Source organism: Brevundimonas subvibrioides ATCC 15264 (genome assembly GCF_000144605.1).
In the GTDB taxonomy this organism is placed as follows: domain Bacteria; phylum Pseudomonadota; class Alphaproteobacteria; order Caulobacterales; family Caulobacteraceae; genus Brevundimonas; species Brevundimonas subvibrioides.
The window spans coordinates 1,906,747-1,927,824 of the sequence record NC_014375.1; the positions used below are offsets into that span (position 1 = coordinate 1,906,747).

At 67.5% G+C, this 21,078-nt stretch carries 20 protein-coding genes and 1 tRNA gene; 17 read left to right on the forward strand and 4 right to left on the reverse strand.

Annotated elements, in window-relative coordinates; genetic code table 11:
- A complete protein-coding gene (locus BRESU_RS09565) occupies positions 1 to 1,101 on the forward strand; it encodes a DUF3089 domain-containing protein (protein ID WP_013269340.1) in 1,101 nt (366 codons plus the stop codon).
- On the opposite strand, the gene recG is transcribed toward BRESU_RS09565, so the two are convergent.
- Positions 1,098 to 3,188, reverse strand: coding sequence for an ATP-dependent DNA helicase RecG (recG, locus tag BRESU_RS09570; protein WP_013269341.1), 2,091 nt, complete (start codon positions 3,186 to 3,188; stop codon positions 1,098 to 1,100). The two genes, BRESU_RS09565 and recG, sit on opposite strands and share 4 nt — an antisense overlap.
- Before the next feature lie 98 nt (positions 3,189 to 3,286).
- On the opposite strand from recG, the gene BRESU_RS09575 reads away from it, so the two are divergent.
- Positions 3,287 to 3,607: an FAD assembly factor SdhE gene (locus tag BRESU_RS09575; RefSeq protein ID WP_013269342.1), complete on the forward strand. Its 321-nt coding sequence runs from the start codon at positions 3,287 to 3,289 to the stop codon at positions 3,605 to 3,607.
- On the forward strand, positions 3,607 to 7,059 hold the full coding sequence (gene mfd / locus BRESU_RS09580) for a transcription-repair coupling factor (protein ID WP_013269343.1): 3,453 nt from the start codon (positions 3,607 to 3,609) through the stop codon (positions 7,057 to 7,059). Before BRESU_RS09575 ends, mfd begins: the two co-directional genes overlap by 1 nt.
- 6 nt (positions 7,060 to 7,065) lie before the next feature.
- Here mfd and BRESU_RS09585 read toward each other — a convergent pair whose 3' ends face one another.
- The 3 genes from BRESU_RS09585 to BRESU_RS09595 all read right to left on the reverse strand — a co-directional run bounded on the left by BRESU_RS09585 (position 7,066) and on the right by BRESU_RS09595 (position 10,259).
- Positions 7,066 to 8,313, reverse strand: a complete 1,248-nt coding sequence (locus tag BRESU_RS09585) for a Coenzyme F420 hydrogenase/dehydrogenase, beta subunit C-terminal domain (protein WP_013269344.1) — start codon at positions 8,311 to 8,313, stop codon at positions 7,066 to 7,068.
- Between the two features lie 184 nt (positions 8,314 to 8,497).
- Positions 8,498 to 8,574 (reverse strand) — tRNA-Asp (locus BRESU_RS09590).
- 101 nt (positions 8,575 to 8,675) lie between these two features.
- Positions 8,676 to 10,259 (reverse strand): AbgT family transporter, encoded by a 1,584-nt coding sequence (locus tag BRESU_RS09595; protein ID WP_013269345.1) that lies wholly within the window; start codon positions 10,257 to 10,259, stop codon positions 8,676 to 8,678.
- Positions 10,260 to 10,455: 196 nt separating this feature from the next.
- On the opposite strand from BRESU_RS09595, the gene BRESU_RS09600 reads away from it, so the two are divergent.
- The 14 genes from BRESU_RS09600 (at position 10,456) to nuoI (ending at position 20,989) form a co-directional block, all read left to right on the forward strand.
- Entirely contained in the window at positions 10,456 to 10,833 is a 378-nt protein-coding gene (locus tag BRESU_RS09600; RefSeq protein WP_013269346.1) for an NADH-quinone oxidoreductase subunit A, read from the forward strand.
- The gene (locus tag BRESU_RS09605; RefSeq protein ID WP_156796139.1) at positions 10,803 to 11,405 is read left to right on the forward strand and encodes a NuoB/complex I 20 kDa subunit family protein; all 603 of its coding nucleotides are present in this window, start codon (positions 10,803 to 10,805) and stop codon (positions 11,403 to 11,405) included. The genes BRESU_RS09600 and BRESU_RS09605 overlap by 31 nt, the downstream gene beginning before the upstream one ends.
- Before the next feature lie 86 nt (positions 11,406 to 11,491).
- The gene (locus BRESU_RS09610) at positions 11,492 to 12,097 is read left to right on the forward strand and encodes an NADH-quinone oxidoreductase subunit C (protein ID WP_050762558.1); all 606 of its coding nucleotides are present in this window, start codon (positions 11,492 to 11,494) and stop codon (positions 12,095 to 12,097) included.
- Between the two features lie 116 nt (positions 12,098 to 12,213).
- Complete coding sequence (locus BRESU_RS09615) at positions 12,214 to 13,392, forward strand: NADH-quinone oxidoreductase subunit D (RefSeq protein ID WP_156796288.1); 1,179 nt, start codon at positions 12,214 to 12,216, stop codon at positions 13,390 to 13,392.
- Position 13,393: 1 nt separating this feature from the next.
- Positions 13,394 to 13,792 carry a hypothetical protein gene (locus BRESU_RS09620; RefSeq protein WP_013269350.1) on the forward strand — a complete coding sequence of 133 codons (399 nt, stop codon included), beginning with the start codon at positions 13,394 to 13,396 and terminating at the stop codon, positions 13,790 to 13,792.
- Positions 13,789 to 14,457 (forward strand): NADH-quinone oxidoreductase subunit NuoE, encoded by a 669-nt coding sequence (gene nuoE / locus BRESU_RS09625; protein WP_013269351.1) that lies wholly within the window; start codon positions 13,789 to 13,791, stop codon positions 14,455 to 14,457. The genes BRESU_RS09620 and nuoE overlap by 4 nt, the downstream gene beginning before the upstream one ends.
- Complete coding sequence (locus tag BRESU_RS09630) at positions 14,454 to 14,675, forward strand: hypothetical protein (RefSeq protein WP_013269352.1); 222 nt, start codon at positions 14,454 to 14,456, stop codon at positions 14,673 to 14,675. Before nuoE ends, BRESU_RS09630 begins: the two co-directional genes overlap by 4 nt.
- A complete protein-coding gene (locus BRESU_RS09635; protein WP_013269353.1) occupies positions 14,672 to 14,953 on the forward strand; it encodes a hypothetical protein in 282 nt (93 codons plus the stop codon). The genes BRESU_RS09630 and BRESU_RS09635 overlap by 4 nt, the downstream gene beginning before the upstream one ends.
- A 402-nt stretch (positions 14,954 to 15,355) precedes the next feature.
- The gene (gene nuoF / locus BRESU_RS09640; RefSeq protein WP_013269354.1) at positions 15,356 to 16,669 is read left to right on the forward strand and encodes an NADH-quinone oxidoreductase subunit NuoF; all 1,314 of its coding nucleotides are present in this window, start codon (positions 15,356 to 15,358) and stop codon (positions 16,667 to 16,669) included.
- Positions 16,670 to 16,672: 3 nt separating this feature from the next.
- Positions 16,673 to 17,167: a hypothetical protein gene (locus BRESU_RS09645; protein WP_013269355.1), complete on the forward strand. Its 495-nt coding sequence runs from the start codon at positions 16,673 to 16,675 to the stop codon at positions 17,165 to 17,167.
- A complete protein-coding gene (gene nuoG / locus BRESU_RS09650) occupies positions 17,167 to 19,212 on the forward strand; it encodes an NADH-quinone oxidoreductase subunit NuoG (protein ID WP_013269356.1) in 2,046 nt (681 codons plus the stop codon). The genes BRESU_RS09645 and nuoG overlap by 1 nt, the downstream gene beginning before the upstream one ends.
- Before the next feature lie 3 nt (positions 19,213 to 19,215).
- On the forward strand, positions 19,216 to 20,286 hold the full coding sequence (nuoH, locus tag BRESU_RS09655) for an NADH-quinone oxidoreductase subunit NuoH (RefSeq protein ID WP_013269357.1): 1,071 nt from the start codon (positions 19,216 to 19,218) through the stop codon (positions 20,284 to 20,286).
- On the forward strand, positions 20,283 to 20,501 hold the full coding sequence (locus tag BRESU_RS09660; protein ID WP_013269358.1) for a hypothetical protein: 219 nt from the start codon (positions 20,283 to 20,285) through the stop codon (positions 20,499 to 20,501). Before nuoH ends, BRESU_RS09660 begins: the two co-directional genes overlap by 4 nt.
- A complete protein-coding gene (gene nuoI / locus BRESU_RS09665; protein WP_013269359.1) occupies positions 20,498 to 20,989 on the forward strand; it encodes an NADH-quinone oxidoreductase subunit NuoI in 492 nt (163 codons plus the stop codon). The genes BRESU_RS09660 and nuoI overlap by 4 nt, the downstream gene beginning before the upstream one ends.
- Positions 20,990 to 21,078 lie beyond the last annotated feature (89 nt).

Sequence of the window (21,078 nt, forward strand, 5' to 3'; positions counted from 1 at the left end):
TTGCCGGGTCTGACCGTGCGCCAGACGGTGGGCTGGCTCGGCATCGGGCTGGTGCTGCTGGTCGCGGCCGCCGTCGGCATCTGGCGGGGCGACATCCTGAAGGCGGGCCTGGACCCCAAGATCCCTTTCCAGACCTATACGCCGCCGCCCGCGCCCGACTACGCCTCGGCCGCCGCATGGGCGATGCGCGACGTCAGCGTCCCCGGTGCCGGCAACGCCGCCGTCTTCTTCCTGCATTCGACGACCTTCGACGGCGGCAGGGACTGGAACGGTCCGATCGGCGACCCGAAGGCCGACGCCTATCTGGAGCGGGTCGTCATCCCGAACTACGCCGGGCCTTTCGCGCGGGCGGGATCGATCAGCGTGCCGCGTTACCGTCAGGCCTCCCTCTACACGCGCCTGACCCTCCGCGACGATGCGCGGGACGCCCGCGCCTTTGCCTATGGCGATGCGCTGGCGGCCTTCGAGACCTGGCTGGCCGCCCATCCGGACGGGCCGCTGGTGCTGGCGGGTGTGGAGCAGGGGGCCGATCTGATCGACCGCCTGCTCCAGGAGCGGATCGGCGCGGACCCGGACCTCAGCCGCCGTCTGGTCGCGGTCTATCTGATCGATGTCATCGTCGCGGTGGAAGGGCTGGGCCCCTCGACCCCGCCCTGCGCCACGGCGACCCAGACGGGCTGCGTCATCGGCTGGTCGCAGGTCGACGAGCACAACGACGGGGCCGCTTGGAGACGTCTGCGTCGCGCTCTGGTCTGGGATGGTAGAGGTCGTCTGGTGGATCTGGACAGCCGGACAGCCCTGTGCGTGAACCCCGTGAGCGGGTCCAGCGACACCGCCCCTGTCCCGGCGCGTCGGCATCGGGGCGCCGCCAATGCCACCGGCCTCGAATGGGGGCTGCGTCCGGCCTTCATCGACCGAGCGGTCGCGACCCAGTGCCGCGACGGCCTGCTGCGCCATAGCGAGCTTACGACCGAGTCGTTCAAGGAGGTCGGGAACTGGGCGGATCGTCGAAAAGCCCGTCAGTACAATTTGTTCTACGCGGACATTGAAGCGGACGTTGATCGCCGGCTCGCCGTCTGGAACGCGTCCGACGCGCCCTAGTCGAGCCCGGACCGGTCGGTTCTCCAGTCGAACAGCGCCTCGAGCACCTGGATGGCCTGACCCCGCGGGGACGCGAGGTCGGGGTCGCGTCCCAGAACCATCCGTGCGTCGTCCGAGGCGGCCAGCATCAACGACCGGTGCCGGATCGGATCGGCGAACCGATAGGCCGGAAAGCCGCTCTGTCGCAGGCCCAGCGGATCCCCCCCGCCGCGCAACCGGAAATCCTCCTCGGCGATCTCGAAGCCGTCCTCGGTCCGCCGCAGGGTCTCCAGCCGCTCGCGCGCCGTCTCGCCGAGCGCTCCATCCTGACCACCGTACAACAGGATGCAGGCGCTGGATTTCGCCCCCCGTCCGACCCGGCCCCGCAGCTGGTGAAGCTGGGCCAGGCCGAACCGGTCGGCATGCTCGATGACCATAATGGTGGCGTTCGGCACGTCCACCCCGACCTCGACCACCGTCGTGGCCACCAGAACCGGCAGGCGGCCATCGGCGAAGTCGGCCATGACGGCCTCGCGCTCGGCCCCCGGCATCTGGCCGTGGGCGAGACCGATCTCGATGTTCAGGATGCGCCTGAGGTCGCGCGCCCGTTCCTCGGCGGCGGCCAGATCGGACGCTTCCGATTCCGCGACGAGCGGACAGATCCAGTAGGCCTGGGCGCCCGTTTCGACAGCCGCCTTGAGCCGCGCCGCAACCTCGCCGATGCGGGCCAGGGGCAGGACGGCCGTGGCGACCGGGGTCCGGCCGGGCGGTTTCTCGGTCAGGCGGCTGACCTCCAGCTCGCCGTACTGGGTCAGCTCGAGCGTGCGCGGAATGGGCGTGGCCGACATGGTCAGCAGATGGACACCCCCGATCCGGGGATCGGCCTTGGCCTGAAGCCGGGCCCGCTCGTTGACGCCGAAGCGATGCTGTTCGTCAATGATCGCCAGGGCCAGGCGGTCGAAGCGGACGGCGTCCTGGAACAGGGCGTGGGTGCCGATGGCGATCCTCGCCTCGCCCGATGCGAGGGCCGCCAGGCGGGCGCGGCGTTCGGCGGCCGTATCGCGCCCGGTCAGCAGGATCGTCGGCAGGCCGGCGGCCTCCAGCATCGGAGCGAGCCGCTGGAAATGCTGACGGGCCAGGATCTCGGTCGGCGCCATCAGCGCCGCCTGGAAGCCGGCCCCTGCCGCGTCGGCCATGGCCAGGGCCGCGACGGCCGTCTTGCCGGAGCCGACATCGCCCTGCAGCAGCCGGCCCATCTGCTCGCCCGACGCCAGATCGCGCCGGATCTCGGCCATGGCCTGGGCCTGGGCCCCGGTCAGGGAGAAGGGCAGGGCGGCCAGCAGGGCGGCCGACGCCGCATTCTCGCGGATCACGGGCGCGGGCGTGATCTGCCGGGCCCGGCGACGCCGCGCCAGCGCCAGCTGATGGGCCAGCAGTTCGTCAAAGGCGAGCCGCTCCCGCGCCGGGCTGTCGGGCGACAGGTCGGCCTCGCCCGTCGGCGCGTGCAGCGCGTCCAGCGCGGCCTTCCAGCCGGGCCAGCGGCGTCGGGCCAGCCAGGCCGCGTCCTGCCACTCGTCCGGATCGGGGGTCACCGCGAGGGCCCCGAGCGCCAGTTTCCGGACGTTCCGCGACGCCAGCCCCTGCGTCGCCGGATAGACGGGCTCGACCGACGGGATCTCCTCGCCCTTGTCCAGCGGCACGATCCAGTCGGGATGCACGATCTGCACCTCGCCGTTGAACCGTTCGACCTTGCCGGACACCAGCCGTCGCTCGCCCCGGGGCAGCTGCCGGTCGATATGCTGCGGACTGCCGCCGAACCAGATCAGGTGGACGAAGCCGGTCTCGTCGCTGGCGCGGACCTTCAGCGGAACGCCCGGCCGGCCCGGCGCGATCATGCGGTCGACGACGACGTCGAACACCCCGACCTCGCCCTCGATCGCATCGGCGGCATTGGTCCTGCGCCGCGTGATGACGCCGACGGGCGCGAGGAACAGCACGTCGCGCACCAGAGGCCCCGCCAGCTTCTGGACCAGCGGCAGGGTGCGCGGTCCCACGCCTTTCAGGCTGGAAACCTCGGCGAACAGGGGAAAGAGAATCTGGGGCCGCATCGGCCGCGACATTAGACGCCAAGGCCGCGCTGGCGAAACGGGTCCGGGACCTCTATCTGACAGGCCTCATTGGATGAATGGACCGGGCAAGGATTCTTGTGGCCGATAACGATGCGCGTGCCGAAACCGAAATCCGCCGGCAGCGGCTGGGCCGGATCACCTTCCGGGCATGGCGGCGCGGGTTCCGCGAGGCCGATCTGGTGCTGGGACCGTTCATGGAGCGGGAAGGGCCGGGCCTGAGCGACGCCGATCTGGACAGCCTCGAGGCGCTGCTGGCCGAGGACAACGATCACGAACTCTATGCCTGGATCATCGAGACAAATCCGACGCCGGCCGAACACGAGACGCCGCTGATGACCCGGCTGCGGACCTTCATGCGCGCCCATGTCGCCGCGGCGGTCGCCGAGGGAGCGGGCTGATGGACGGAGCCAGCGTGGAACGGCGAACCGATCACGAACTGGGCGGCGCGCCGGAGGGGCTGGATGCCCTGGTGGTCGCCGAGCGCCTGAAATCATCGGGCGGGATCGGCGTGTTCGTGGGCCGGGACTATGCGCGGGCCAACGCCTTCGTCCAGGCGTTCCAGTTTTTCGCCGCGGACATCGACGTGCTGGAGTTCCCGGCCTGGGACTGCCTGCCCTATGACCGGCTGAGCCCGACCTCGGGCGTCTCGGCGGAGCGGATGGCCGCCCTGACCGCCCTTGCGCGCCGCGATCCGGACGAGCGCAAGCCGCTCTTGCTGGTCACCACCGTCGCCGCGGCGATGCAGAGGACCCCACCGCGCGCGGTGACGACTTCGGCCGGGTTCGACGCCGTGGTGGGTCTGGAGCTCGATACCGCGGCGCTGGAGACCTATTTCACGACCAACGGCTATATGCGCGCCTCGACCGTCAACGAGCGGGGCGAGTATGCCGTCCGGGGCGGGGTGATCGACGTCTTCCCGCCGGGGTTCGAGGAACCGGTGCGGCTCGACATGTTCGGCTCGGAGCTGGAATCGATCCGGACCTTCGATCCGGCGACCCAGCGATCCACGGGCCAGCGGCGCGCCGTGGCCCTGTCGCCCGTCTCCGAGGCCCTGCTGAACGCCGAGACCATCAGCCGCTTCCGGACCGGCTACCTGAACCTGTTCGGCGCTGCGGGTGACGATCCCCTCTACGCGGCCGTCAGCGAGGGCGCGCGGCGGCAGGGCATGGAGCACTGGCTGCCGCTGCTCTATCCGCATCTGGAGACGCTGTTCGACTATCTTCCGGACCGTGCGGCGATCTTCCTGGACCATCAGGGCGAGGCCGCGCGGGCGGAACGCTGGGCGCTGACCCGCGATGCCTACGAGGCGCGGCGCGAGGCGTCCAAGGCCAAGGGCGGGGCGGCCAACCGCGCGCTGGCCCCCGAGCAGCTGTATCTGCCGGACGCGGATTGGAACTCCGCCCTGGCCGGCCGTCAGGTGCGTCGTCTGTCGCCCTTCGACGCGGCGGCCGAGGACGCCGGCGGACGTCTGGGGCGGACCTTCGCGGCCGAACGCGCGCAGGACAGCGTCAATCTGTTCGAGGCCGTCGCGGCCCACGCCGCCCAGCTGAGGGCCGAGGGCAAACGAGTCCTGTTCGCGTCCTGGAGCGAAGGCTCGTCCGATCGTCTCGGCGTCATGCTGGCCGATCACGGGCTGGAGCATGTCGTCGCCGTGCGCGACTGGGCCGATGTCCAGGCGGCGTCGAAGGACCTGTATCTGCGGGCCATCCTGCCGGTGGAGCACGGCTTCACCACGCCCGAGATCGCCGTCATCTCCGAAACCGACATCCTCGGCGACCGGCTGGCGCGGCCGAAGCGGAAGCGCCGCGCCTCCAACTTCCTGGCCGAGGCCTCGGCGCTTACGACCGGCGACCTCGTCGTCCACCTGGATCACGGCATCGGCCGCTACGAAGGCCTGAAGACCCTCGACATCCAGGAAGCCCCGCACGACTGCCTCGAGCTGCTCTACGCCGGGGACAGCAAGCTCTATCTGCCCGTTGAAAACATCGACCTGCTGACCCGCTACGGATCCGAATCCGACGGCGTTCAGCTGGACCGGCTGGGCGGCGCGGCCTGGCAGGGGCGCAAGGCCAAGGCCAAGGCCCGTCTGCGCGACATGGCCGAGGGGCTCATCGCCCTGGCCGCCAAGCGGGCGCTTCGCGTCGGCGAGGCGATCACGCCACCGCACGGGCTGTTCGACGAGTTCTGTGCCCGCTTCCCCTATGACGAGACCGACGACCAGCTGAACGCCATCGGCGATGTGCTGGAGGATCTCGGCAAGGGCGTGCCGATGGATCGCCTGATCTGCGGCGATGTCGGCTTCGGCAAGACCGAGGTGGCCATCCGTGCCGCCTTCGTGGTGGCCATGACCGGCCAGCAGGTCGCGATCGTCTGCCCGACGACCCTGCTGGCCCGCCAGCACTTCAAGACCTTCTCGGAGCGGTTCGCCGGCTGGCCCATCAAGGTGCGCCATCTGTCGCGCATGGTCACCGCCAGGGACGCTGCCGAGACGCGTGCGGGTCTGAAGGACGGCAGCTTCGAGATCGTCGTGGGCACCCATGCGGTGCTGTCGGAGCAGGTCGGGTTCAAGGACCTGGGCCTCGTTATCGTCGACGAGGAGCAGCACTTCGGCGTCAAGCACAAGGAGAAGCTCAAGAGCCTCCGCGCCGACGTCCACCTGCTGACCCTGACCGCCACCCCGATCCCGCGCACCCTGCAGATGGCGCTGTCGGGCATCCGTGAGATGTCGATCATCGCCACCCCGCCGGTCGATCGCCTGGCGGTGCGGACCTATGTCGCGCCTTGGGATGCCGTCATGGTGCGCGAGGCCCTGCTGCGCGAGAAGTATCGCGGCGGCCAAGCCTTCTATGTCTGTCCGCGCCTGTCGGACCTGCCGGATATCGAGGAGTTCCTGCGCGTCCAGGTGCCGGAGATCAAGTTCGTCGTCGGCCACGGCCAGATGTCGCCGACCCAGCTGGAAGACGTGATGAGCGCCTTCTACGACGGCAGCTATGATGTGCTGGTCTCCACCACCATCGTCGAAAGCGGCATCGACATTCCGACCGCCAACACATTGATCGTGCACAAGGCCGACATGTTCGGCCTGGCGCAGCTGCACCAGATCCGGGGACGCATCGGCCGCTCAAAGGCCCGCGCCTTCGCCTATCTGACGGTCGATCCTAAGCGGCCGCTGACCCTGTCGGCCGAGCGGCGCCTGCAGGTGTTGCAGTCGCTCGACAACCTCGGCGCCGGCTTCCAGCTGGCCAGCCACGATCTGGACCAGCGCGGCGGCGGCAATCTGCTGGGCGACGAGCAGTCCGGCCACATCCGCGAGGTCGGGGTCGAGCTGTACCAGCAGATGCTGGAGGACGCGGTCGCAGAGCTGCGCCAGAACGGCAGCGAGGGCGTGGTCGATCGCGGATGGTCGCCGGCCATCAACGTCGGCGCGGCGGTCCTGATTCCCGAAGATTACGTCTCGGACCTCAACGTCCGTCTCAGCCTTTATCGCCGTCTGTCCGACGCCGAGAACAACGAGACGCGCGAGGCCCTGGCCGCCGAGCTGATCGACCGGTTCGGGCCCCTGCCGGACGAGGCCAAGCAGCTGCTTCGCATCGTCGGCATCAAGGCCAGCTGCAAGACGGCCTGTATCGAGCGCATCGATATCGGGCCCAAGGGCTGCGTCCTGACGCTACGCGACAACCGCTTCCCTAATCCCGTGGGCCTGGTCGGGCTGATCCAGAAGAACCACGCGACCTGGAAGATCCGGCCGGACCAGAAGGTCGTGGTCAAGGGTGACTGGCCGACATCCGAGGACCGTCTGAAGGTCGCCGAGCGGATCACGACCGACTTGGCCCGGGTGGCGCGGGCGTGAGTGCCTTCAGTCGGCCGGGTGATCGTCGCGTTCACCCTCGGCCGGTCTGAGGCCGTAGGGCTCGACCAGCTTCCAGACGTGGTCCGGGATCATCGACTTCATCCGGCGCGGTTCCTCGCGCCGTAGATGGATCACGGTCTCGGCCGCCTTCATCTCAAGCCGGGTGCGGGCGAATTCCAGGCCGCGCGGCCCGGTGCGCGGCTGCAACCAGCTGACGATCGGACGGACCCAGTCAGGCATCCGGCGCAGGGGAAGGCCCCCCGCCGCGCGTTCGACATTGGTGATGAAGCCGGCCACGGCGACCTTGCGCCTGCCCTTGTCGCCGGGCTCGGACAGCACAACCTCATCGCCGAGCAGGTCCAGCAGTTCCTCGCCACGGTCGTTGCGGACCAGCAGCCACTGCTCGCCCTGACCCGCCATATAGCCCACCGTGATGTCCGCCAGGGCATTGGTGTAGTCTACGCAGGTCCTGCAGGTGAGGGGGAAGAAGTCCGGAGCCAGCTGCGAAATCGGCAGGGACAGGAAGGGGATGGTCTTCACCCGGCCGTCCGTGAACCGCAGCTCGACATGATAGTCGGCGCGGAACTCCAGATAGGTGATGGTGTCGGGGTGCTCCGACAGCAGGGCCAGGAACTCGTGGAACCGCTCGGTCGTGGTGTTGTCCGAACAGGGCGTGCCGACGACGTAGAGGGCGTCCAGCCCCAGATCGGCTTCCAGACTGCGCAGGGCATAGACCTGGCAAGGGATGCCGATGACGGCGAGACGGCGGTACCCTTGCGCCCTCGCGGCTTCCAGCAGGGCCAGCAGGGGCGCATAGCCCATCCGCATGCCGCGCACCTCGGCCATGGCCGACGCCTGGGTAACCAGCACCGGCATGGGCCGCCATTTGTCGTCGGGATCGGGGGCCATGGTCAGGACCGCGTCCACCGCGCCGGTCTCCAGAAGCCGTTCGCCGATTCGGGTGGTGATGCCGGTCCATTGCGCGCCGGGCGCGGGGGTCTTCAGCGAGGCGCGGACCATCCGCTTCACGGGCCCGAAGAACAGTTCGTCAGGGCGGCTGGCCGGGTCGCGCGGCCGTCCATGCACCCTCGTCTCCATGGCCGGATAGTCCGGCTTGATGAACTGACAGGCCTTGCCGCACAGCGTCGGGTCTTCCATCCGCGACACGCCGCAGTCGGTGCACAGGTTGCGGGGAACGGGGGGGCGTACGGGCGGGGCCCAGACGGGGGCGGCGGGGTCGGCGGAAGCGGGCAAGTCGGGCGTCCCCAGGCACCGGCGTGGCTTGGCCGGATCATGAGAAACCCACGCCGCACACAAGGCGTCAAGCACGGCGGACGAGACGGGCAGCCAAACGCGCTCAAACAGCGAGCGACCGCGTCGAACCGTCTTCGAACGAAAAGAGGGGGGAAGTGCGCCATCCCTTCTGCTTCAGAAGAGATGGCGCGAGTGACGGGACTCGAACCCGCGACCTCCGGCGTGACAGGCCGGCACTCTAACCAACTGAGCTACACCCGCGTTTCCCGCCGCGGCGTTTCCGTCCCGGCGAGGGGCGTCGTTTAGGCGGGGGCTCGCCGGTGTGTCAAGCGACGATCAGAGCCAATTCCGAAACTTCCTCATCAACCCACGGTCACCGGGCTGGATGCGGGGGCCGGCGGCTCGTAATGCACCCCCACGCCCGGTCCCAGCGGCAGGTCCAGCGCGACCCAGGCCGCCACCATGATCAACCCGGCCACCAGGAAGGACCCGGCATAGGGCAGCATGGTCGCCATCAGCGAACCGAGGCCGAATCGCGGATCCCAGCGCTGGGCGAAGGCCAGGATCAGCGGGAAATAGCTCATCAGCGGCGTGGCGATGTTGGTGACCGAATCGCCCATCCGGTACGCGGCCGTGGTCATCTCGGGGCTGATGCCCAGCAGCATGAACATCGGCACCACAATCGGAGCCAGGGCCGACCACTTGGCGGAGGCCGAGCCGATGAAAAGGTCGAAGAAGCACGACACCAGCACGACCGAAATCAGCAGGAGGGGGGTCGGCATGGCCAGCTCGCGCAGGCTCGCAGCGGCATTGACGGCCAGGATCGGCCCCAGACCGGACCAGTTGAACATGGCCACGAAGTGGGCGGCGAAGAAGGCCAGCACGATATAGGGGGCCAGGACCGAGATGCCTTCGCCCATCATCCGGACCAGGTCCCGATGGCTGCGGATCGTCGAGGCCCCGACGCCGTAGGCGGCACCGGTCACGAAGAAGGTCACGGCGAAGAAGGCCGCGAGCGATCGGTACAGGGGATTGAACGTCTGGGCCGGTTCGGCTTCCGGATCGACGAAGGGCGACCCGGGCAGAAGGGTGATGAGCGTCCACAGGGCGATCATGCCCAGCAAGGCCAGGCCGGCGAAGACCAGACCCTTCTTCTCGATGCCGGTCAGGGGCTCGCGCTCTTCCTTCGCGGGCGGGGCGACGCCCTTGGCGGGCACCCACTGGCCGAGGCGCGGTTCGATGACCCGGTCGGTCAGGAACCAGACGATGGGCGTGAAGACCAGCACGACGCCCACGATGAAGAACCAGTTGCCGGCGATGCTGACCTTATAGCCGGGATCGATCAGGTGGGCGGCGGGCTCGGTGATTCCCAGGATCAGGGCATCGGACGCCCCCGGAAACAGATTGCCCGCATAGCCGCCCGACACGGCCGCGAAACCGGCCGCGAGCCCCGCCAGGGGATGTCTTCCTGCCGCTGCGAAAATCACGGCGGCGAGGGGGATGACGACGACATAGGAGGCGTCGGACGCATGGTGCGAGACCATGCCGACGATCACCACCACGGGCGTCAGGATGATCTTGGGCGCGTTCAGGAGCGCGCCCCGGATGGCCGTGGTGAACAGGCCCGTGCGTTCGGCGACGGCGGCCCCGTAGATGATGGTGATGACGATCCCCAGAGGCGGAAAGTCCGCCAGCGTCCGGGGCATCCCGATGATCAGCTTCTCGAGGTTCTCGGAAGACAGCAGGCTCTGGGCCAGCAGGACTTCCTGCGTCACCGGATTGACCGCCGACCAGCCCAGGTGCGCACCGACCAGGCTGAGCGCCACCATGCCCACGATCAGCCACAGGAACAGGAAGACAGGATCCGGCAGTCGATTTCCGGTTCGCTCGATGAAACCCAGGAAACCTCTGGCGGGCGGCAGCTGATCGGGAGTCACGTCGCTCATGGGCAGGCGCTGTCCTTTACGGAGGGAAAGCGGCCATAAGGTCAGATGGAGGGCCGCAAGGGCAACCCCGGTGCGTCAATCTATGCGAACGGCTCGCAACAATAATCCTTTCGTCGCATGGGTTTGAACCGCCGCGATCTTGGGTCTAGAAAGCGCCGAATCCGCCGCCTCCCCCGTCGGCAGGGACATTTTCCGAATGAACGCTTTCCTTCTGCAATATCTGCCCATCGTGATCTTCCTCGGGATCGCGACGGTGCTGGGCATCGGCTTCATGGTCGCCGCCTGGGTGCTGGCTCCCTCGAACCCCGACTCCGAAAAGCTGTCGGCCTATGAGTGCGGGTTCAACGCCTTCGACGACGCACGGATGAAGTTCGACGTGCGGTTCTACCTCGTGTCGATCCTCTTCATCATCTTCGACCTGGAAGTGGCCTTCCTGTTCCCCTGGGCGGTATCGATCTTTGACCTGGGGCAAGGGGCCATGGTGTTCGCCTTCTGGTCGATGATGGCCTTCCTCGGCGTGCTCACGGTCGGCTTCATCTACGAATGGAAGAAGGGCGCGCTGGAATGGCAATAATCGCTCCGAGCAGCCCGCTGCCCACGGCCTATGGCCAGGGCGGTCGCTCCACGGTCGAGGGCTATGATCCCAAGATCCACGACAAGTTCTTCGAGGCGGTCAACACCGAGATCGCCGAGCAGGGGTTTCTTACGGCCTCGCTGGATGACGTCATCAACTGGGCCCGTACGGGGTCGCTGATGTGGATGACGTTCGGTCTGGCCTGCTGCGCCGTGGAGATGATCCAGGCCTCGATGCCGCGCTATGATCTGGAGCGCTTCGGCATGGCTCCGCGCGCCAGCCCGCGTCAGTCGGACCTGATGATCGTGGCCGGAACCCTGACCAACAAGATGGCTCCGGCCCTGCGCAAGGTCTACGACCAGATGCCGGACCCGCGCTACGTGCTGTCGATGGGCAGCTGCGCCAACGGCGGTGGCTACTACCACTACAGCTACAGCGTCGTTCGCGGCTGCGACCGGATCGTGCCGGTGGATGCCTATGTGCCGGGCTGCCCGCCCACCGCCGAGGCGCTAATCTACGGCCTGCTGCAGCTGCAGAAGAAGATCCGTCGCACGGGGACCATCGACCGGTGACCGAGTTCGAACAGCCCAAATACGCGACCGGCCACCTGGCGACCGTCGCCGCCAACACCGCCGTGCTGACGCCGCTGGGCCAGGAGATGGTCGCTGCGCTGCAGGTCGACGCGACCGTGGCCTATGGCGAACTGACCCTGACCTGCCACCGCGACCGGATCGTGGGCGTGCTGACGGACCTGCGCGACCGCTTCGGCTTCCAGCAGCTGCTGGATGTCTGCGGCGTCGACTATCCCGACCGGGCCGAACGGTTCGACGTCGTCTATCATCTTCTCAGCCTGACCCGGAACGCCCGCGTCCGGGTCAAGGTCACGACCGACGAGGTCGCGCCGGTCCCGACCGTCATCTCCGTGTATCCGTCAGCCGAATGGTTCGAGCGCGAGGCGTTCGACATGTACGGCATGCTGTTCTCGGACCATCCGGACCTGCGTCGCCTGCTGACCGACTACGGGTTCCAGGGCCATCCGCTGCGCAAGGATTTCCCCATGACCGGCTATGTCGAGGTCCGGTACGACGAGGAGCAGAAGCGGGTGGTCTATGAACCCGTCAAGCTGACGCAGGAATTCCGCAACTTCGATTTCCTGTCGCCCTGGGAGGGCGCGGAGTATCCGGCCGACGTCCTGCCCGGTGACGAAAAGGCGGCGCAGGCGAAAGCCGTGGGCGCGACCGCGCCGTCGGGAGGGAAAGCCTGATGGCTGACGGACACCCCATCGCCAACGCATCGCCCACCCGCGCCGAGCTGGACGTCGTCGCCGACGACCTGGGCCACATCGCCTTCGGCGATCCCCGGACCGCTCACGCGCGGGAGATGGACGACCGCAAGTTCACCATCAACTTCGGCCCGCAGCACCCGGCCGCGCACGGCGTGCTGCGTCTGGTGCTGGAGCTGGACGGGGAAGTGGTCGAGCGCGTCGATCCGCACATCGGCCTGCTGCACCGCGGCACCGAGAAGCTGATGGAGGCGCGCACCTACCTCCAGAACGTGCCCTATCTGGACCGGCTCGACTACGTCGCACCGATGAACCAGGAGCATGCCTTCTGCTTGGCCATCGAGCGGCTGATGGGGATCGAGGTCCCGTACCGGGCCCAGCTCATCCGCGTCCTGTATTCGGAAATCGGCCGCATCCTGTCGCACATGCTGAACGTCACGACCCAGGCGCTGGACGTCGGGGCCCTGACGCCACCCCTGTGGGGGTTCGAGCAGCGCGAAAAGCTGATGGTGTTCTACGAGCGGGCTTGCGGCGCGCGCCTGCACGCCAACTATTTCCGGCCGGGCGGCGTCCATCAGGACTTGCCGATGGCCCTGATCGACGACATCGGCCGCTGGTGCGCCGAGTTCCCGACGGCCCTGGCCGATATCGAGAGCCTGGTCACCGAGAACCGCATCTTCAAACAGCGCAACGTCGACATCGGCATCGTCTCCAAGGAACAGGCCCTTGAGTGGGGCTTCTCCGGCGTGATGCTGCGCGGCTCGGACATCGCCTGGGACCTGCGCAAGTCGCAGCCCTACGAATGCTATGCCGAGCTCGATTTCGACGTGGTGGTCGGCAAGAACGGCGACTGCTGGGACCGCTATCTCGTTCGCGTGGAAGAGATGAAGCAGTCGGTGCACATCATGGAGCAGTGCATCCACAAGCTGCGCAACTGTCCGGGCGAGCCCGTGATGGTCGAGAACAACAAGATCGTGCCACCCACGCGGGGCGAGATGAAGCGGTCGATGGAAGCCCTTATCCATCACTTCAAGCTCTACACCGAAGGGTTCCACACCCCGGCTGGCGAGGTCTATGCCGCCGTCGAGGCCCCCAAGGGCGAGTTCGGAATCTATCTGGTCTCGGACGGCACCAACAAGCCGTACCGGGTGAAGATCAGCGCCCCGGGCTTCCGTCACCTGCAGGCCATGGACTGGATGAACCGCGGCCACATGCTGGCCGACGTGTCCGCCATCCTCGGCTCGCTCGACATCGTCTTCGGCGAGGTCGATCGCTGACATGAGCGCCTTCGCCGTCGATCCCGTTTTCACTCCGCTTCAGTGGATCGCCTTTTCGGGCTTCCTGCTGACGGCGGTGCTGATCCAGTTCGCCTTTTCGCCGAAGCGTCGCGCGATCATGGGTCGGGCGAAGTTCGCCCTCGCTTCCGCAGTCGTCGCCACGCCCGGGATTGCCGGCGTGACCCTGGTGCGCGGGGCCTACAGGGCCGGCTATCTGGAGGAGGGCCGAGGCTTCCTGGAAGCCAATCTGCGCTCCATCGTCTGGATGAGCGGCTTCATCTTCCTCAGCCAGCTGGCCGTGCGGTTCGCGCCGCCGATGTCCTGGCTGTCGCGCGATCTCGCCCATGCCGGCAAGGCGGTCTGGAGCGCGCGTCTCAATCGCTGGATGGGTAGAGCATGAGCGTCCGTCGTCTCGCCAAGGATCAACCGGCCTCGTTCGCCTTCTCGAAGGAGACGATGAAGAAGGTCGACTGGTGGATCGCCAAATACCCGGCCGACCGCGCGCGTTCGGCCGTGATCCCCATGCTGTGGCTGGTGCAGAAGCAGGAGGGCTGGGTCTCCGAGCCCGCCATCCGCGCCATCGCCGACAAGCTCGACATGGCCTACATCCGGGTGCTGGAGGTCGCGACCTTCTACACGATGTTCATGCTGGAGCCGGTCGGCTCGGCGGCCCTGATCCAGGTCTGCGGCACGACGCCTTGCATGCTGCGCGGCTCGGGCGAGCTGATGAAGGTCTGCAAGAGCCGGATCGGTGAAAAGCAGACCCTGTCGGCCGACGGCAAGTTCTACTGGGAAGAGGTCGAGTGCCTGGGGGCCTGCGTCAACGCCCCGATGGCCATGATCAACGACTACTATTTCGAGGATCTGACCGCTGCCGACCTGAACCAGATCATCGACGACTTCGCGGCGGGCAAGGCCCCGAAGCCGGGTACGCGCATCGACCGCGTGAACTCGGCGCCCGAGGGCGGACCGCTGACCCTGACCGATCCCGGGCTCTATGACGGCACGGCCGCCAAGCCGATCTCGAAGCTGCCGAACAGCGATCCTGCGCCGGTGCCCGCATGAGCGAGGCCAGCGACCCCAAATCACCGAAGGCCCTTCAGGGCAGCGGAGCCGCGTTTTTCGCGATCGGGGTGACCTTCCTCATCCTGGGCCTCACCGACGGCGACCGGCTGGCCTTCGTGGGCGTCGGCGCGGCCTTCTTCGCCATCGGTGCCGCCATGTTCGCCAAGGCGCGCAAGGCGGGTGAGTCCGACGCGTCCAGGGGCGAGGGCGATCAGTGACCGCGCCGGACCTCGAGACCGAAGAAGGCCGCGCCGCCTATCGCAAGGAGCTGCGACAGGTCGCTCTGCCCCTGCGCTGGGGCGGGCTGGCGCTGATCATTCTCGCCGCCCTGTTCTGCGTCGCGGCCTCGCGCGAGCTTCTGGGTCTGCCTGCCGGCACGATCGTCGTCGGCTACGGCATGCTGGCCGCCGGATGGGCGATGGTGATCGCCACGACCTTCCTGCGCACCCGTCACCACCGCCAGCGCATGGCCGAGCTGGAAGGTTCGACGCGATGACCGTCGTTCGCCTTGCCGCCGGCCGGCCGTCGCGCGACTGTGCCACAAGCGGTGCAGTATCGCGGATCGCAAGACGCTCGGGGGATCGTCGTGACATCCAGGAAATCGACCCGCAAGCCCGCCCGGCGCAACGTCGCCGGTCTGGTCATGGCCAATCTGATGGTGGCCGGTTCCCTGTCGCTGAGCGGCGCCTCGGTGCAGCCCCAGCCGCCGCGTCCCACCTCGCCGTCCCCTTCGCCCGTGTCCCCCGGTTCCCCGAATGCGCCTGAACGCCCAGCATCCCCAGTCGGAGAGCGGACGCCTCCGCCCGACGAACGCTCTCGCGGCGATCGCCGAAGCGAACTCTCGCGCCCACGCGGCAGCGGGAACGGCCGGGGTGGTCGGGGCAGGGGAGGCTCTCTGATGGTCGGTCTGCTGGAAGACAAGGATCGCATCTTCACCAACCTGTACGGTCTCCAGGATTGGGGTCTGGAAGGCGCGAAGAACCGCGGCTGCTGGAACGCCACGAAGGACATGCTGGACATGGGCCGCGACTGGCTCATCACCAACGTCAAGAACTCGGGCCTGCGCGGCCGAGGCGGCGCCGGCTTCTCGACCGGCCTGAAGTGGTCCTTCATGCCCAAGGAGGTGAAGGATCGTCCTCACTACCTGGTCGTCAACGCCGACGAATCCGAGCCCGGCACCTGCAAGGACCGGGAGATCATGCGCCATGATCCCCACCTGCTGATCGAGGGCTGCCTGATCGCCTCCTTCGCGATGCAGGCCCACGCCTGCTACATCTATCTGCGCGGCGAGTATGTGCTCGAGCGCGAGCGGATGGAGGCGGCGGTCAAGCAGGCCTATGAGGCCCGGCTGATCGGCAAGAACAACATCCACGGCTGGGACTTCGACGTCTACATTCACCACGGCGCGGGCGCCTACATCTGCGGCGAAGAGACCGCCCTGCTAGAAAGCCTCGAGGGCAAGAAGGGCCAGCCGCGCCTGAAGCCGCCGTTCCCGGCCGGTGCGGGCCTCTACGGTTGCCCGACCACGGTCAACAACGTCGAGTCGATCGCCGTCGTCGGCACCATCCTGCGTCGGGGGGCCGAATGGTTCGCCGGCTTCGGCCGTCCGAACAACACCGGCACCAAGCTGATGAGCATCAGCGGCCACGTGAACCGGCCGTGCAATGTCGAAGAAGCCATGTCGATCCCGCTGCGCCAGCTGATCGAGGATCACTGCGGTGGCGTGCGCGGCGGCTGGGACAATCTGAAGGCCATCATCCCGGGCGGCGTCTCGGTGCCCCTGATCACGCGCGAGATGAGCGAGGTCGCGCTGATGGACTTCGACAGTCTGCGTGAGATGAAGTCGGGTCTGGGCACGGCGGCCGTGGTCGTGATGGACAACTCCACCGACCTGGTGAAGGCGATCGCGCGCATCAGCTATTTCTACAAGCACGAGAGCTGCGGCCAGTGCACGCCTTGCCGCGAAGGCACCGGCTGGATGTGGCGCGTGCTGGAGCGGATGGCCGTGGGCGAGGCCGATCCGGGCGAGATCGACATGCTGCTGGAAGTCTCGACCCAGATCGAGGGCCACACCATCTGCGCGCTCGGCGACGCCGCCGCCTGGCCGGTCCAGGGGCTGATCCGCCATTTCCGCCACGAGATCGAGGACCGCATCTCGCAGTACCGCACCCGCCGCGCGAACTTCGCCGGCCACGCGATCGCGGCGGAGTAGGGGATGCGGCGCGCCCTGATCCTGACTGTGGCGGCGGTGGCGCTGGCGGCCTGCGGCGAGCCTGCCGAGACCGCCGCTACGCCGGCCGAAAAGGTCGCCGCGACGGCTCCGGTCTCCGATGCGGTGGCCCAGTCGCCCGCCGTGCTGACCGCTGTCGACCTGCGCCGCGTCTGCCGCGCGGGTCTGGCCGCCATCCACGGCCAGCAGCTGGCGGACATCGAACTGACCGGACTGGAAGGTCAGGTCGTCAACGCCCAGTGGCGCGCGCCGGTCGATGGCGGGATCATGAAGGCCCAGTGCCGCGCCGGCGACGGTCTGGTGGTCTGGAAGCCTCTGGATCTGCCCGACCCCGAAGCCGTCCGCTGGATGGACCAGGCCGGGGACGCCGTTGTTCGCTACGTCATTCGCGGCGAAGAGATCGAGATCACCCAGACATTGCCGGACGGCACGACGCAGCAGGCCATGATGCCTGTCCGCGCTGAAGAAGAGGTAAGCTGATGCCCGTCGCCAAGGTCAACGGCGTCGAAGTCGAGTTCGAGCCCGGCATGACCGTGCTTCAGGTCGCCGAGCGCGCCGGGCACGAGATCCCGCGTTTCTGCTACCACGAGCGGCTGTCGATCGCCGGCAACTGCCGCATGTGCCTGGTCGAGGTGAAGCCCGGACCGCCCAAGCCGCAGGCGTCGTGCGCCCTGCCGGCCGCGGAGAACCAGGAGATCTTCACCGACACGCCGATGGTGAAGAAGGCCCGCGAGGGGGTGATGGAGTTCCTGCTCATCAACCACCCGCTGGATTGCCCGATCTGCGACCAGGGCGGCGAGTGCGACCTGCAAGACCAGGCCATGGGCTATGGCCGCGACGGGTCCCGCTATGCGGAGAACAAGCGCGCGGTCGAAGAAAAGAACATGGGTCCGACCATCAAGACCTTCATGACGCGGTGCATCCAGTGCACCCGCTGCGTGCGGTTCGTGTCGGAAGTGGCGGGCGTGCCGGACATCGGCATGATCAGCCGTGGAGAGGACGCCGAGATCACCACCTATCTGGAACAGGCCGTGGGGTCCGAGCTGTCGGGCAACGTCAACGACCTGTGCCCGGTCGGAGCCCTGACGCACCGTCCGTGGCAGTTCCACTATCGCCCGTGGGAACTGAAGAAGACCGAGACCATCGACGTCATGGACGCCCTGGGCTCCAACATCTCGGCCCAGTCCAAGGGCGCCGAGATCATGCGCATCCTGCCGCGCGTGCACGAGGGCATCAACGAGGAGTGGCTTTCGGACAAGAGCCGCTACGTCGTCGACGGCCTGCAGGCGCGTCGTCTGGACCGCCCCTATGTGCGTGAGAACGGCAAGCTGCGCGTCGCCTCGTGGGACGAGGCGCTGAACGCGGTCGCCTCGACGCTCAAGGCGGCTCCGGCCGACCGGATCGGCGTCATCGCCGGCGACCTTCAGGACGCGGAGTCGATGAAGGCGGCGCTGGACCTGTTCCGCGCTCTCGGCTCGTCCAACACCGACTGCCGCCAGGACGGATCGGCCCTGGGCCATGGGCCCCGCGAAGGCTGGCTGTTCAACACGGGCCTGCAGGGTCTGGAAGAGGCCGACTCGATCCTTCTGGTCGGCGTCAATCCGCGCACCGAAGGCCCGCTGCTGAACCAGCGTATCCGCAAGTCGTGGCTGGCCGGCAAGACCCGCGTCGGCGTGATCGGCGACGCCGCCGACCTGACCTACGACTACGACCTGATCGGTCGCGGGACGAAGACCCTGTCCAAGCTGCCGAAGGCGGCCGCCGACGCCCTGTCGAACGCCGAACGCCCGGCCATCGTCATCGGTTCGGGGGCCTTGTCGGGCGCAAATGGCCCCGCCGTGCTCAATGCGCTCGGCGCCCTCGCCCGCAAGCTGGGTGTCGTCAAGGACGGCTGGAACGGCTTCAACGTCCTGCATCACGCCGCCGCCCGCGTCGGCGGCCTGGACATGGGCTTTGTGCCGGCATCGGGCGGCAAGTCGGCCCATGAGATGGTGCAGCCGGGTGCGCTCGACGTCCTGTTCCTGCTGGGAGCGGACGAGATCGAGACCGGCCCGTCCAAGGCCTTCAAGGTCTATCTGGGCAGCCACGGCGACCGGGGCGCGCATACCGCCGACGTCATCCTGCCGGGGGCGGCCTGGACCGAGAAGTCGGGCCTCTACGTCAACACCGAGGGCCGGGTGCAGATGGGCGAACGCGCTGTCTTCCCGAAGGGCGAAGCCAAGGAAGACTGGGCCATCCTGCGCGCCCTGTCCGAGCGCGTCGGCCACACCCTGCCGTACGACACCCTGGACCAGCTGCGCACGCGGTTGATGGCCGATCATCCGACCTTTGGACGGATCGACTATCTGGCTCCGGCGGCATCGTTCGACGTGGCGAGCCTGGGGACCAAGGGCGATCTGGGCGACGTGGCCCTCACCTCGGCCGTGACCGACCCCTATCTGAACAACCCGATCGCGCGCGCCAGCGCGACCATGGCCGAGCTCAGCGCCCTGCGCATGTCTCCGGCCCTGCTGGCGGCGGAGTAGAGCATGACCGAGAGTTTCTGGACGGGCCCCGTCGGCTGGACCCTGATCACCACGGGCGGCATCCTGATCGTCACGGTCGGGATCCTGCTGTCCCTGGCCTTCCTGCTGCTGGCGGATCGCAAGATCTGGGCGGCCGTGATGATGCGCAAGGGGCCCAACGTCGTGGGTCCGTTCGGCCTGCTGCAGTCGTTCGCCGACTTCCTGAAGTTCGTGCTGAAGGAAATCGTCGTTCCCGCCGGGGCCGACAAGGCGGTCTTCCTGCTGGCCCCGCTGATCAGCTTCGTCCTGGCCTTCGTGGCCTGGGCCGCCATTCCGTTCGCCCCGGGCTGGGTCGTGTCCGACCTGAACGTCGGCATCCTCTACATTTTCGCCATCAGTTCGCTGGGCGTCTACGGCATCATCATGGGCGGCTGGGCTTCGAACTCGAAGTATCCGTTCCTGGGATCGCTGCGGTCGGCCGCGCAGATGGTGTCGTACGAAGTCTCCATCGGCCTGATCATCATCAACGTGATCCTTCTGGCCGGGACCATGAACCTGTCGTCGATCGTCACGGCCCAGGAAGGCTGGATCTGGAACTGGTTCGCTTTCGGGGGCGGTCTCGACACCTGGCCGCTGATCGTCGTGATGATCCCGGTGACGATGATGTTCTTTATCTCGGCCCTGGCCGAAACCAACCGTCCTCCGTTCGATCTGCCCGAGGCCGAATCCGAGCTCGTGGCCGGGTATCAGGTCGAATATTCCTCGACGCCCTACCTGCTGTTCATGATCGGCGAATACGCCAACATCGTCTTCATGTGCGCCATGATCAGCCTGCTGTTCTTCGGCGGCTGGAACCCCGGATTCCCGATCGACTTCACCGCCGACTGGCCGCCGTTCCTGGTGAACCTGCTGCTGTTCCTGGTGCTGGCGACCAAGATTGTCTTCTGGTTCTTCATGTTCGCGATGGTGAAGACCTTCGTGCCCCGCTACCGCTATGATCAGCTGATGCGGCTGGGCTGGAAGATCTTCCTGCCGACCTCGCTGGTGGCCGTGGTGATCGTGTCGGCCTGGCGCGTCTTCGTGGTCGGGGCATGATCCGGATGGTCGCCCTGTCCATCACCGCCATCGCCCTGACCGGCTGCCTGCCGCCCGCCTATGAGGCGGAGCCCGCGTCCGTCTATCAGTGGCAGCGCCGTCAGGAAGGCATCGAGCGACAGGAGGCCGAACGCGTTCGCCTGTGCGCCATCATGAACACCGACACGGATCGCTATCGCCGCGACTGCCGCCGTCCCGGAGACCCCATCCGATGATTACCCGTATCGCCCAGGCCGCGAAGGGCGCGATGCTGATCGACATGGTGGGGGCCTTCGGGCTCACCATGCGCGAGTTCTTCCGCCCCAAGCACACCATCAACTATCCGTTCGAGCGTAATCCCCAGTCGCCTCGCTTCCGGGGCGAGCACGCGCTGCGCCGCTATGCCAATGGCGAGGAACGCTGCATCGCCTGCAAGCTGTGCGAAGCCATCTGCCCGGCCCAGGCCATCACGATCGAATCGGAGCCGCGCAGCGACGGCAGCCGCCGCACGACGCGCTACGACATCGACATGGTCAAATGCATCTACTGCGGCCTGTGCCAGGAGGCCTGCCCGGTGGACGCCATCGTCGAGGGCCCCAACAGCGAGTTCGCGACCGAGACCCGCGAGGAGCTGCTCTATGACAAGGCGCGCCTGCTGGACAACGGCGACCGCTGGGAACGCCAGATCGCCAGGAACCTGGAACTGGACGCGCCCTATCGGTGAGGATTTCCCTCTCACTCCGGGAGAGGGACGGAATACGAATTGCTCGCTTCATTTTGAAGCGAACGCTGTCTAAGAGGTGCGGCGATTGC

Excerpts from the sequence above, each read along its gene's own strand:
- recG (WP_013269341.1), bottom strand. The coding sequence starts at position 3,188 with ATGCGGCCCCAGATTCTCTTTCCCCTGTTCGCCGAGGTTTCCAGCCTG.
- mfd (WP_013269343.1), top strand. The coding sequence starts at position 3,607 with ATGGACGGAGCCAGCGTGGAACGGCGAACCGATCACGAACTGGGCGGC.
- BRESU_RS09595 (WP_013269345.1), bottom strand. The coding sequence starts at position 10,259 with ATGAGCGACGTGACTCCCGATCAGCTGCCGCCCGCCAGAGGTTTCCTG.
- BRESU_RS09600 (WP_013269346.1), top strand. The coding sequence starts at position 10,456 with ATGAACGCTTTCCTTCTGCAATATCTGCCCATCGTGATCTTCCTCGGG.
- BRESU_RS09605 (WP_156796139.1), top strand. The coding sequence starts at position 10,803 with ATGGAAGAAGGGCGCGCTGGAATGGCAATAATCGCTCCGAGCAGCCCG.
- BRESU_RS09610 (WP_050762558.1), top strand. The coding sequence starts at position 11,492 with ATGGTCGCTGCGCTGCAGGTCGACGCGACCGTGGCCTATGGCGAACTG.
- BRESU_RS09615 (WP_156796288.1), top strand. The coding sequence starts at position 12,214 with ATGGACGACCGCAAGTTCACCATCAACTTCGGCCCGCAGCACCCGGCC.
- BRESU_RS09620 (WP_013269350.1), top strand. The coding sequence starts at position 13,394 with ATGAGCGCCTTCGCCGTCGATCCCGTTTTCACTCCGCTTCAGTGGATC.
- nuoE (WP_013269351.1), top strand. The coding sequence starts at position 13,789 with ATGAGCGTCCGTCGTCTCGCCAAGGATCAACCGGCCTCGTTCGCCTTC.
- BRESU_RS09630 (WP_013269352.1), top strand. The coding sequence starts at position 14,454 with ATGAGCGAGGCCAGCGACCCCAAATCACCGAAGGCCCTTCAGGGCAGC.
- nuoF (WP_013269354.1), top strand. The coding sequence starts at position 15,356 with ATGGTCGGTCTGCTGGAAGACAAGGATCGCATCTTCACCAACCTGTAC.
- BRESU_RS09645 (WP_013269355.1), top strand. The coding sequence starts at position 16,673 with ATGCGGCGCGCCCTGATCCTGACTGTGGCGGCGGTGGCGCTGGCGGCC.
- nuoG (WP_013269356.1), top strand. The coding sequence starts at position 17,167 with ATGCCCGTCGCCAAGGTCAACGGCGTCGAAGTCGAGTTCGAGCCCGGC.
- nuoH (WP_013269357.1), top strand. The coding sequence starts at position 19,216 with ATGACCGAGAGTTTCTGGACGGGCCCCGTCGGCTGGACCCTGATCACC.
- BRESU_RS09660 (WP_013269358.1), top strand. The coding sequence starts at position 20,283 with ATGATCCGGATGGTCGCCCTGTCCATCACCGCCATCGCCCTGACCGGC.
- nuoI (WP_013269359.1), top strand. The coding sequence starts at position 20,498 with ATGATTACCCGTATCGCCCAGGCCGCGAAGGGCGCGATGCTGATCGAC.